Annotated in this window: 9 protein-coding genes; 2 read left to right on the top strand and 7 right to left on the bottom strand. The window is 49.7% G+C overall.

The genetic code is table 11. From position 1 onward, the window contains the following. Positions 1 to 41: 41 nt before the first annotated feature. The 3 genes from C557_RS0111895 to C557_RS0111885 form a co-directional block, all read right to left on the bottom strand. A complete protein-coding gene (locus C557_RS0111895) occupies positions 42 to 1,556 on the bottom strand; it encodes an ABC transporter substrate-binding protein (RefSeq protein ID WP_051082447.1) in 1,515 nt (504 codons plus the stop codon). Between the two features lie 63 nt (positions 1,557 to 1,619). After that, positions 1,620 to 2,804 carry a M20 metallopeptidase family protein gene (locus tag C557_RS0111890; RefSeq protein ID WP_018752091.1) on the bottom strand — a complete coding sequence of 395 codons (1,185 nt, stop codon included), beginning with the start codon at positions 2,802 to 2,804 and terminating at the stop codon, positions 1,620 to 1,622. 15 nt (positions 2,805 to 2,819) lie between these two features. Then, positions 2,820 to 3,590 carry a FadR/GntR family transcriptional regulator gene (locus C557_RS0111885; RefSeq protein WP_154656222.1) on the bottom strand — a complete coding sequence of 257 codons (771 nt, stop codon included), beginning with the start codon at positions 3,588 to 3,590 and terminating at the stop codon, positions 2,820 to 2,822. Between the two features lie 404 nt (positions 3,591 to 3,994). On the opposite strand from C557_RS0111885, the gene C557_RS0111880 reads away from it, so the two are divergent. Then, positions 3,995 to 4,906, top strand: a complete 912-nt coding sequence (locus C557_RS0111880; RefSeq protein WP_026263438.1) for a LysR family transcriptional regulator — start codon at positions 3,995 to 3,997, stop codon at positions 4,904 to 4,906. Between the two features lie 117 nt (positions 4,907 to 5,023). After that, positions 5,024 to 7,306, top strand: coding sequence for a 5-methyltetrahydropteroyltriglutamate--homocysteine S-methyltransferase (metE, locus tag C557_RS0111875; RefSeq protein ID WP_018752088.1), 2,283 nt, complete (start codon positions 5,024 to 5,026; stop codon positions 7,304 to 7,306). 88 nt (positions 7,307 to 7,394) lie between these two features. Here the strand turns inward: metE and C557_RS0111870 are convergent, their stop codons facing one another. From C557_RS0111870 to C557_RS0111855, 4 genes are all read right to left on the bottom strand, one after another. Further along, positions 7,395 to 8,708: a condensation domain-containing protein gene (locus tag C557_RS0111870; RefSeq protein ID WP_018752087.1), complete on the bottom strand. Its 1,314-nt coding sequence runs from the start codon at positions 8,706 to 8,708 to the stop codon at positions 7,395 to 7,397. A 1-nt stretch (position 8,709) separates the two neighbouring features. Further along, positions 8,710 to 9,297 (bottom strand): TetR/AcrR family transcriptional regulator, encoded by a 588-nt coding sequence (locus C557_RS24185; protein WP_018752086.1) that lies wholly within the window; start codon positions 9,295 to 9,297, stop codon positions 8,710 to 8,712. A gap of 62 nt (positions 9,298 to 9,359) precedes the next feature. Next, positions 9,360 to 10,643, bottom strand: a complete 1,284-nt coding sequence (locus C557_RS23430) for an ABC transporter ATP-binding protein (protein ID WP_240472957.1) — start codon at positions 10,641 to 10,643, stop codon at positions 9,360 to 9,362. Continuing rightward, positions 10,633 to 12,468: an ABC transporter ATP-binding protein gene (locus tag C557_RS0111855; RefSeq protein WP_018752084.1), complete on the bottom strand. Its 1,836-nt coding sequence runs from the start codon at positions 12,466 to 12,468 to the stop codon at positions 10,633 to 10,635. Before C557_RS0111855 ends, C557_RS23430 begins: the two co-directional genes overlap by 11 nt. Positions 12,469 to 12,698 lie beyond the last annotated feature (230 nt).

Raw genomic sequence — 12,698 nt, 5'->3', positions numbered from 1 at the left:
AAGCAGGCGGAGAATCAAGATTCCCGCCCGCTTCCCGCTGCCTAGTTCAATTCGTTTTTCGGTGCAATCTCATCCACAAAATACATTTCATCCCGGCGTGGCGAGAAATCCACCTTCGCCCCTACGCCATACATGCCTTCCATCTGGAACAGATATACTGCTGGACGCTCATCGGCGAAGATCTGTTGAACCTGCTGGTATTGCTTCTCGCGTTCTTCGGGATTCATGTTTTGTGCAGCGGCTTGCAGCAGTTCTTCAACCTTCGGATTGTTATAATCCGTTTCACCCTTGGCGCGCTCCGCCAAATAGCGGGTGTAGTTATTGGAAGCATCGTTCATGGAGTTGCCAATTCCGATCATAAACATCTCGCCAAAGGTCTTGGAGGTCATCTTCTCGCTGAAGGTGCTGGCCTCCAATACGTCCAGATTCACCTTGAAGCCTACCTCTGTCAGCATAGCTGCTACGACCTGAGCATATTCGCTGTATTGTGATTGAACCGACATGGAGACCTCGGGACCACCGTTAGCATACCCGGCATCTTGCAGCAATTGCTTGGCTTGCTCCGGATCATACAAGGATTGCTCGTATAGACTTGGATCGGCGCCAAAGTTGCCCGGTGTCACCGAGGTACGGGTCAGAATGCCTGCACCTCCGGCAATGCTGTCGACAATCGCCTTTTTGTCAATTGCCAGATCAATCGCCTCGCGAACCCGGGGATCAGCCGTTGGCGTACCTTCTGTATGGCGCAGAATAAGCTGGAGAACCCGCTGAATCGGGGCGGTTACCACCTTCATGCCCTCACTCTCGATGCGACCCACATCTGTGGATGGAACCGAAGCGATAATATCCACCCCACCGGTCAACAATTCAGAGACACGGGTAGAGGCTTCAGGAATGGCACGGAAGACCACCTTGTCCCATTTAGGCGCATCGCCAAAATAATTCTCATTCTTCAAGAGCTCAACCCGGTCATCGCGTTGCCAGCTTCCGAATTTGTAAGGCCCGGTACCTACAGGAGCCTTCAAAAATTCATCCATGCCCTTTTCTTCGATATATTTTGAAGGCAACATCCCCGCGCCCATCCGCGACAAACGGTTTAACAAGAGGGGGTCCGGACCATCGGTCACGATATCTACCGTATGATCATCCACAATATTCACCGCACTAATTTGCTTGTACAGCGAATTTTGCTTCAGCGTGCCATCCGTGGCTACGCGCTCCAGCGTGAATTTGACATCTGCCGCTGTAAACGGATCTCCGTTATGGAAGGTGACGTCGTCACGAAGCACAAATCTCCATGTTGTATCATCTACCTGTTCCCAGGAACTCGCAAGAACCGGCAGCTTGTTGCCATCATTATCATTTTTGAGCAGGTAATCAAACATATTCACCAGAACAGACTCACTGACCGTGGTGTTATTGTTGTGAAAATCAAAGCTTTCAATATCCGTAGCATTCGCAATGGTCAGCGTTCCGTTATTAGGACTTGTATTGTTCGCACCCGGGTCTGCCACCGGATTGTTTGCAGCACTGCCGCAACCCGAGACCACCAACATCACCAACACGATTGCTGTAATACTCTTTATCCATGTTTTCTTCACGTGTATGCCCCCTAGTTATCAAGTAAGTTCTAAATACGCCAGTGCAATGGAAGACAACAAGGCCACTCCATGAGGCATCGCCTTCTCATCAAGGTCGAACATCGGATGATGCAGCGGATAGCTGGTCCGCTCCTCGCCGGCATTGACGCCAAGACGGAAAAATACGCTAGGTACGGCTTCAGAGTAGAACGCGAAGTCCTCACCGCCTGTAGAAGGCTTGAGCGGCGTCCACACCGACTTGCCGAAGAGCTTCTCGCTGGTCTCCATGACGAAATCCACCATCTTCTCGTCATTCATAACCGGCGGATAGCTGGCCTCATAGGAGAATTTGTAATCCGCTCCTAATGTTTGGGAAGCTCCCTTGACCGCTCTCTCAATGAGGGTCGGCATTTGTTTGCGTACCTGCGGAGAGAGGGTCCTTACGGTTCCCGTCATCCGCACGGACGAAGCGATGGCCGTCGCCATGTCTCCGCCGTGAATGGTACCGATGGTGACCACGGCTGGCTCCAGCGGGTCGACCATGCGGCTGGTCACATTTTGCAATGCCGTGACCACTTGTGCAGCAGCGGCGATCGCATCGATCCCCTCGTGGGGTCTCGCGGCATGACCTCCGCTGCCAATAATCTCGATCTCGATAGGATCGGCAGAAGCAAAGGCCACGCCTTTATTGCCTCCGATAGCGCCTGTAGGCAAGCCAGGATACACATGCAGGCCAACCATAACATCCACCTTCGGATTGTCCAGCACACCGTCGTCCATCATGGCCTTGGCCCCGGCATACCCCTCTTCCGCAGGCTGGAAAATAAACTTAATATTGCCCCGCTTCGGCTTGCCGTATTCGGTAAGCAGCTTGGCCGCCCCCATCAGCATAGAAGTATGGGCATCATGTCCACACAGATGGGCCTTCCCCGGTGTCCGCGAGGCATAATCCGCAGTCTTCTGATCCTGAATTGGCAGAGCGTCCATGTCAGCCCGCAAGCCGATTGTCGGACCAGGCTCCTCACCGCGGAGCAGAGCCACAACCCCGGTTCTGCCTATACCGGCGGTAACCTCCAGACCCAGCCCCCGCAAATGCTGCTCTACGGCAGCAGCAGTGCGAAGCTCCTCGTAAGCCGTTTCCGGGTGTTGGTGGAAATCTCTTCTCCAGGCAATCAATTGTTCTTGCAGTTGTTGTGATTGTTGCAGCAGCTCGTCCATATTCAAAACGGTTCTGCCTCCTTATGATCTTGATGTGAGTGTCGAGTTCTGCGTTGGGAGAGTATCCTCTCGCTCCTCGAATATTCGTGAGTATATGGCATCAGCCGACTGACTGATATGTCGGAACATGATAGCTCTGGAAGCCTCGGCGTCGCGCCGGGACAAAGCCTGATACAACGCCTGGTGCTCCTCGTTATTATGCGAACGAATCGCATCATTATAAGGCATTAAATCCAGCGCAGGGTTGATCTTGGTGCGAATCTGCCGGATTGAACGATACAAGTATGCATTCGCGGAAGCCTTGGCCACGCTCAGATGGATCTGTACATCCAGCGCCCGGAAGGTCTCACGGGGACAATCGGGATCGGCACTTGCCTCAATATATTCCTTCAGCTTGCCGAGGGCCTCATCGGTCATCTTCCGGGCGGCTAAATAAGCCGCCTGCGGCTCTACGATGGTCCGGTACTCGAAGACCTCCAACAGCGCATTCCAGTTCCTAATCAGTTCTTCCCGATTACGTCGGTGTGAATTCAGCGTTAGCGGCAAAATAAAGGTTCCGCCCTTCGCGCCAACACGCTTCTCTACCAGTCCCAGCTCTTCCAGTTGGGCCAGCGCTTCGCGCACCGCCAGACGGCTCGCTCCAAATATAACGGCCAGTTCCCGTTCCGAAGGAATTTGCTCCTCACTCTTGAGTTCCTTCAATATAATGGCTTCTTCCAATTGACCGAAGATAAAGTCGCTAATTTTCTTGGAGGTTACCTTCTCAAATTGCAATGGCAGATTCAAGGACACAGCATCACACCCGTTCATCTAAATTCAGAAAGATCTAAGGTTCACACCTTATACCATTAAGAAACTTTTTCTCACTATATCCCTGTTTTCCGACCATGTCAATATATATTAGTCGTTTTTATTTAAAATGGAGGTTTTGTATGGTAGTTTTTATGCCATCAGGACAAAATGAACGGGTTTTACGCTTTTATATGTTATATTTCCTAACACAAAATTGATTGGCTCCTCCTTAATTTCCCCACTGGAACCAGGAAAGAGTCTGCCGCTGTGTGATATTATAAAGCTAGTCTAATAAGTGAAATAAAGATTAGCATAACAAGCAAGCGAAGAAAATGATTCTGAAGAAGCTCAAAGCTTTTTGAAGGAAAGCTACAATAGTAAAGAAAGGGGACATCTGCGTGAAGATTACGTTGCAGCAGCTCCGTTACGTTATAGAGGTAGCTAACCGGGGGTCCATGAATGAAGCGGCCCGGCGCCTGTTCATTTCGCAGCCCAGCCTCTCCAATGCGATCCGCGAGTTGGAGGAAAACATTCGTGTCACCATCTTTGAGCGGACGAACAAGGGAATCCTGCTCTCCAAGGAAGGGGCCGAATTTCTCGCTTACGCCAGACAGGTGATTGAGCAGGCCGAGCTGCTGGAGAATCAATATCTCAACGCCAAGCCATCGCCGCAGCATTTTTCCGTCTCCACACAGCATTACGCTTTCGCGGTCAACGCCTTCGTGAAGCTGGTGGATGAATACGGGCAGGATGAATATGAATTAGCCTTCCGCGAGACGAAAACTCATGAGATCATCAATGACGTAAAGAGCCAGCGCAGCGAAATTGGCATCCTTTATATTAACGAGTTCAACTCCAAGGTGATCAACCGCCTGCTTAACGATGGCAATCTTATTTTTAACAGCCTGTTCAAAGCCAAAGCCCATGTCTTCGTCAGTATTCGCAATCCCTTGGCACAGCATCCGATCGTAACGCTGGAGCAATTAGAGGAATATCCGTATCTTTACTTCGAGCAGGGGGAATTCAACTCATTTCATTTTGCCGAGGAAATTCTGAGCACACTGACTCACCGCAAAAGCATCAAGGTCAACGACCGGGCCACTCTGTTCAATCTGTTGATTGGACTTAACGGATACACGATCTCCACGGGGGTACTCAGTTCTGATCTAAACGGTAATGAGATTATTCCGGTGCCGCTGGCTAGTAATGAAACGATCAATGTCGGCTGGATTTGCCATCGCAATGCCAAGTTGACCAAGCTGGGAGCCGCTTATATTGAAGCGTTGGAGGAAACGGTGCAGCATGAAGGACGTTGATATAGCTTTTAGCTATAACAGGCAATAGCTTATTAGACTTACTCTATGAGCGATAAAGTGTGGTATCTTATTCCTATCAATTTAATGAGGATAACGATCTAAGGAGTGGAGACACATATGAAGAGCGCAAACCTGGGGTTCCCCCGTATAGGACGTAATCGTGAATGGAAAAAAGCGCTGGAGGCATTCTGGTCCGGCAAGCTGGAGGAGCAAGACCTGCACGCAGAGCTAAAGCGCATTCGGCTCGGCAATTTGAAGCTGCAACAAGACAAGGGTGTTGAAGTCATTCCGGTAGGAGACTTTACGTATTATGACCATATCCTGGATTTGGCTGTGATGTTTGGTCTGATTCCGCAAAGATTTGGTTATACGGGCGGTACTCCGGACTTGTCCGTGTACTACGCTATGGCCAGAGGCAATCGGGATGCCGCTGCCTTTGAAATGACCAAATGGTTCAATACGAACTATCATTATATTGTGCCAGAGCTAGGGGAGCTTCAGCCGAAGCTCACTCGCAATCTGCCACTTGAGGCTTATCGTGAAGCCAAAGCTGAGCTTGGCATTGAAGGAAGACCCGTCATAGTTGGTCCCTACACCTTCCTCAAGCTGTCCAAGGGCTATAGTCCAGACCAGCTCCAGGCCTGGATCGACCGGTTGCTGCCTTTATATATTCAAGTCTTGCAAGAACTGGCGGCAGAGGGCGCGGAATGGGTACAAATAGATGAGCCAATCCTATGCGTCTCGCTCTCCGATGAAGAAATCGGGCAAGTTAGCCAAATCTATAACAAGCTGACCCAGGAAGCACCGGGCATCAAGCTGTTCCTGCAGACTTACTTTGAAGCGGTGGATCATTATAAGGCAGTCACAGACCTGCCGGTTCATGGTATCGGTCTGGACTTCGTCCATGATCATGGACGTAACTTGCAGTCGATCCGTGAGCATGGCTTCCCGCAAGACAAGCTGCTCGGCGCCGGACTGATCGATGGCCGCAGCATTTGGCGGGCGGACCTCAAGGGCAAGCTGGATGTTCTGCATGTGTTGACCGAAGCGGTCGCTGCCGACCAGCTACTCATTCAGCCTTCCTCAACGCTGTTGCACGTACCATTCAGTACAGCGGGCGAGCAGAAGCTGGACCCTGTGCTGCGCGGAGCACTTGCCTTCGCCGAGGAGAAGCTGGAGGAGCTTGTGCTGCTGGCTAAAGCCGGACAGTCCGGTTACGAGGCGATCCGCAACGAAGCGGCGGCTGTTGAACAGGCGCGTCAGGCGTTGCAGCAATCAAGCGATCGCCATCGCGCGCAAGTCGAAGCAAAAATTGCCGGACTGGCTTCCCAGCCCACATCACGTCCGGACAGCTATGCTGTGCGCCGTGGTATTCAGGAGAAGCGCTGGAACCTGCCGCTGCTGCCAACGACTACAATCGGCAGCTTCCCGCAAACGCCGGAGGTTCGCAGCGCACGGCAAAAATGGCGCAAGGGCGAGTGGAGCAACGAACGGTACGAGGCGTTTATCCAAGATCAGATCACAGAATGGATCAAGATTCAGGATGACCTGGGACTGGATGTATTTGTACATGGAGAATTTGAACGAACCGATATGGTGGAATTTTTCGGTGAGAAGTTTGCCGGGTTTGCCTTTACAGCGAATGGATGGGTGCAATCCTATGGCTCTCGTTGCGTGAAGCCGCCGATTATCTATGGCGATGTCGAGTGGACGGCTCCGATCACCGTAGCCGAGACTGTTTATGCCCAATCCTTGACTGACAAGCCGGTAAAGGGAATGCTGACCGGGCCGGTCACGATCTTGAACTGGTCCTTCGTGCGGGATGACAAATCCCGCGAAGAAGTAGCCTATCAAATCGCCCTGGCCTTGCGGCAAGAGGTAGAAGCTCTGGAAGCTGCCGGCATCGGGATGATCCAGGTCGATGAACCGGCTCTGCGGGAAGGTCTGCCGCTGAAGCGTGAGCAATGGGCTGCCTACCTGGAATGGGCGGTCAAGGCATTCCGCCTGTCCACTTCCACCGTCAAAAGCGAGACCCAGGTGCATACGCATATGTGCTATAGTGAATTCCACGATATTATCGATTCGATCGATGCGCTGGATGCCGATGTTATCTCTATCGAAACCTCGCGTAGTCATGGGGAGCTGATCGGCAGCTTTGAAGAAAATACCTATGACAAGGGAATCGGGCTTGGCGTTTACGATATTCACAGTCCACGGGTGCCTTCAATCGAGGAAATGAGCGTCATGATTGACCGGGCCTTGAACGTGCTGAGTCCAGATCAGTTCTGGATCAATCCGGACTGTGGTCTTAAAACGCGGAAATACGAAGAAACCGTTGCCGCCTTGCGCGTCATGGTGGAAGCAACAGAGCTAGCAAGAAGTAAGTACAGCAAGCAATAAGAGCATACATCCCTAAAAGGAAACCATCCTGTCAGCGTGAACACATCCGACAGGATGGTTTTTAGGTTTTGCTTACTCTTTCACGACTTTATCGGAGCGTCCTCAGCCATTCTTGTAGCGTTGAGCTGACATTTTCCAGCGTATCCGAAGATATTTTCTTTCGATCATAGCTAAATCCAATTTGCATTGTATTGCCTAAGGTAACAACTCCAAGCACAACATAGCTGCCCGGGGCTTTGGGCGCAAAAAATACCATATCACGAATGTGGCATGAACCCATCCGGCAATCAAAATTCAACCGTCCAAGATTAGATATTGCTGTAGAGGAGGGATTATCAAGTGAAAGCATAGCCGCCGCTTTTTTGGCTGCCTTATCCTCGCATTTGCCATAAGCGGCAAAATACATAGCATCAATAAGCAAAGGATTTAAAAGTGCATACAAATTCAAGAGCACCCACGGCGCCTTGGCTGATTTCAACTTTGAGCTCAGCTTGCTTCGTACCTGAGCAGCATTTTGCCAAAAATCTTTTCGGGCATCGTAGCGTTCATTGATGGTAACAGCCGAAGCAAAATTGCCCAAGCAATCCTCAGTGGGCAATAAAAGATGTTTCCTCATATTTATCGGAATCCCGACCACCATTTTTTTATTGCTTGGATGAGCACATTTTTTTTGCATAGCCCCAATAAATGCTGTGACAATTGCTTCATTTAGGGTTACGCCATGCGCTTTACATGCTTGATGCAAGTTATTTATCTCCTTGGCGTTTATCGTTAAATACGCTAACCTAATATCCACTAATTGCTGATAATCGCCAAACATTTGTTGATATTCATGTTCTCCAAAACTGGGTTGCTTCCCTTTATGCCACATTTTATGGATGGATCGGGTAAATGCTTTGACAAGGAAAGTCGGTGTTGCACTCTGTGGAAAATCATCTCGACTTGAAATGAGTACTTGCTCTTGATGTGGCAAATCGATGCCTGCATAAGCAGCTACCACGTCTCTCAGCAAACGGGCAATCGCGTCACCGTCGCCAATCAAATGGTGAACAACGGCAAGAATATCAAAGTCCGTTTTACTGTAAAACACGAAGAATCGAGCAAGTGGCCCTTGTTCACAGTTAAATGGACGCTTGTTCTCGGCTTCTGCGACCTCCAGCCATTGATTTTGCCGCTCACGTATAGCACACTGCAACTCAAGCCGTTGAACAGAATTTTCACGATAATAAGCTACTCCGTCATGATCCATGCTAACGGATGAATATAGCAGCGGGTGAACACTTTTCAAGCTCAGTAATGCCTTTTCAAAGCGTGGTTCATCAAAATGCCCATCGACGCTAATTTTCATCAAAACAGTGAGTGAAGGGTTTCGCAAAATATGACGTTCGGTATAGATATGCATCTTATACCTCCCCCATCTTTGTATCCAGAATTTTAGAAAGGAGGGCTTTGATATGGCTGAATTTCTCTTCCATAGAATTCACTTCAGTGTCGTGTACAACAGCGCTTATACCAAACAGAATAAATTGACTTAACAGATGAATATTAGGTACTGGCGTGTTCATGATATTCTTTTCCAAGCCATCAAGAATCATCTGTTCAAGTAAAGGAACCATTTTTAGCAATGTTCTGGAAAGCAATACGATCATAATTTCGGGATTCAGGTTTTCGGCATGCATCTGAGTATACTCGGCAATAGATTCTGGCAGGCGGGTAAATATATGATCTAGCTTCTCTTCAAAGCTCAAGCTGGCAGAGTTAATAATTTCAGTGCATTTGGAAATGTACTTCTCATTATAGTGTTCTAAAGCCGCTTCGTAGATCTCATTCTTGGCTTTAAAGTAGTGATAAAACATGCCGATTTCCCCGTCCGCTTCTTTCAAAATAGAGCGAACAGACGTTTTTTCGTAGCCGTTTTCTAAAAATTGCTTCAAAGCAATTGCAATCAGTTCCTGCCGCCTTAAATCTGGTGCTTTGACAATGCGAGACATGACACCCTCCTTATTAACAGAACAATGTTCTGTGATCATCGTATCTACAGAACATTGTTCTGTCAACAGTCAGGAGCAGACATAGAGCCAACAAGCGTGAGTAGTATCACAATTGTCGGCTCCTTGCAGGAGGGGTCCATCGTTTGAATTTCCGTGCCCCCGATGCGAATTTCTCCGGCCTGAATGTCCCAAAAGCGGGCCAGCAAGCGTGTGACCGTGCTTTTGCCGCTTCCCGACGGCCCGACCAGCGCGGTGATCGTATTGGGTTCAATCCGGAAGGACAAATCCCGAAGCACCGGCTTGTCGTTATCATAACCAAAGGTGACGTGATCAAACTCAATAGGGGCATGGGGTTGAACGTTAGCTGTGCCTTGCAGCGGAGCCTCCTGCTGCACATCCATAATCCGCTGCGCACTATAGGCGGAATAGCGCATTTCACCATAATTCATAAGTACGGCAGTCAAAGGCTCAAACACCTTGGTCCCTACCAGCAGGAACAGCAAGAATGCGGAAAGCGTCAACTCACCGCCCACCAGCAAATAGCTGCCGACCAGAATCATCAGCGTCATGCCGGAACGAGCCAGCATCATCGCCCCCATAATCATCGGACCCATAACCCCTTCCAGGGAGATCGAGGCGCGCTTTAATTGATCAAAGGACTGCCGCAGACGCTCAAAGCGCTTGCCGCCAATGTTGTGCGCCTTAATTTCACGAATTCCTGCTAAATATTCTTGCAGACGGCTGGCCGCCTCATTTTTAGCCTTCACATGATTCTCGCTCAGCCTCGCCTGCAGCGAGTCGGTAAGCCAAAGCAGCAGCAAGCCAAACGGAATCGCCACAAACATCGCCAGCGCCATTTTCCAATCCAGAAAAACCATCCCGATCAGGGCAATGACGGGCAGCATAACCGCACTAATTAATTGGGGAACATTGTGCGAGATCGTGTGCTCGACCTGTCCATAATCCCCAAGAAGCAGGTTTGTAATATCCCCCGGATCACGCTTCCCGAAAAAGCCGAGAGAAAGATGACGGATATGCTCGGCCAAGGATAGGCGCCCTGTGGCTGCCACACTATAGGCAACCTTATACGTCTTGTCGTAAAGCGAGGTGTACGCTGCATACTGCACAGCCAGCCAGGCGAGTAAAACAAGGCTAACCAGCCAAAGGCGCCCGACATTCAACTCTGCTCCCGGCTCGGCGAAGAACCGGTAAATTGTGTTAAACATATCTACCAGCAGCGCCGCCGGAACGATCTTCACAATTCCGTCCAGCAGTGCAGCAAACGTAGCCGGGCCTAAACTGCGTATGTTGCCGCCCGATATATTGTGGAAATATTTAAACATCATCCATACCCTCCTTCATGCCGGACTGCAGACGCTCCGCTTGTCCCAGCTTCCAGGAGGCGGCGCTGATATGAGCCTGCCATAGCTGCTCATATAGTCCCTGCTGCTCCCGAAGCTCTTCATGGGTGCCGCGCTCGACAATTTTCCCGCGGTTCACTACAAGAATTTGCTCTGCTCCGCGAATAGTGGACAATCGATGCGCGATAATGAGCACTGTTTTCCCCTTCACCAGTTCAACGAGACCTTGTTGAATTTTGTATTCGTTCTCCGCGTCGGCATAAGCCGTTGCTTCATCTAGCACCAAAATCGGCGCATTCTTCAGCAGTGCGCGGGCAATGGAAATTCGCTGCGCTTCACCGCCCGATAAATAGGTGCCGCCTTCGCCGATTTTCGTATTGTAGCCCTCCTCAAGCTGTACAATAAAATCATGACAGCATGCGGTTTTCGCCGCTTGAACAACCTCATCGTGAGTAGCCGTCGTATTACCCATCCTAATATTCTCTTCAATAGTATCGTAAAAAAGATGCACATCCTGAAACACAAAGGACACGACATCCATCAGTTTCTCCGTACCCATCTCCCGAATCGGCACGCCTCCGATCGTAATCTCCCCCTCCTGAACCTCCCAGAAGCGCAGAAGCAGATTGGCAATAGTCGATTTCCCGCCACCGGAAGGTCCGACGAGCGCCGTCATTTCCCCGGCTCTGGCCGTAAAGCTGATTCCGGACAGCACTGGCTTGTAATCTTCGCTCTCCCGGCTCTCGTAGGCAAAAGACACCTGATGAAAGACCACATCATAGGATTGAGGCACGCGCGGCATCGCAGGCTCCACGGTAACGGGTTCGGCAAAGATAGCCTCGATGCGCCGATTGCCTTCCACAATCTCCCGCATTCCCCCGCCCAGATGCAACAGCTTCAGCAGCGGCGCCGACAAGCTTGGCGTTACGATCAGAAATAGAATAAAGGTAATGGCAAAGGACTGATTAGCCGGATTTCCGTTGAAAATTAAAATGCCCGCCGGCACAATAAACACAAATAAAGAGCTGATAATAACGAAAAACAAGCTGTAGGAGGTCTTGCACAAATCGGTAATTCGCAAGGAAATATCACGGTATTTATCCACGGCCTGCTTGAATGTCAGGAAGGAATCCGCCGTAATGCCGAACACCTTCACGGCGGGCATGCCACGCACATACTCCACGCCCGTGGCATTCATTTCTTCGACCGCATATTGAAAATCACGATAAGCCTTTTGTCCATTTTCGCTGCCATACATGCGAGCCTGCAGCCAGAAGCCGACAGCAATCGGCAAAAGCAGCACGAGCGCCAGTCGCCAATCGAGCCAGAACAGATAGCCGATCATTAGCAAGGGCACAACGATCCCACTAACCAAATCAGGCAGCTGATGGGCAATGAAATTCTCAATTTTCTCAACACTGACCTCGATAATTTTCTTTAATTCGCCCGTAGCCGTTTTGGTATGATATCCCATTGATACTTTGGCTACATGTTCAGCCAGGCACACCCGGATTTGATACAAGATGTTGAAGGCCGCAATATGCGAGCACATTCCACCAATGTACAGGGTAATCAAGGAAGCTGCCAAAGCAACAAAAGTACCAATTCCCCAGAATATTATCAAATCCTTATCGATATTCACAGGGTCGCGAGCATGCATAAGCAATTCCTCAATAATCTTGTACACCGCAACAAACGGAGCCATTTGCAGAAGACTGGAAATAACAGAGAAAAAGCTGGCTACAATAAGCAAACCCTTTTTCTCTCCCGCTATTTTAAATAGTCCTGACACCTCGGATTTTGCTTTCATCTGGCATTCCTCTCATTCCTGTAGCAATTTATTGAATCAGACCAAACGTTAAAAGTGAGTCGAATATACTGATAACGATTATCATTATCAATTAATTTGGTCATTTTTACAAGCCTTTTCGCTAGGTTGTCACGAATCACCATCCGATTCAGATGGTGCTTGTTGGAGTCGGCTTCTCCATGGCCCTATGATTTTATCGCTTAATGGCCAAATACTATGTATGATTATCT

The organism is Paenibacillus sanguinis 2301083 = DSM 16941, from assembly GCF_000374825.1.
Classification (GTDB): Bacteria; Bacillota; Bacilli; order Paenibacillales; family Paenibacillaceae; genus Fontibacillus; species Fontibacillus sanguinis.
Note: the sequence above shows the minus strand (reverse complement) of the source record. Positions and strands in the feature narration are given on the sequence as shown.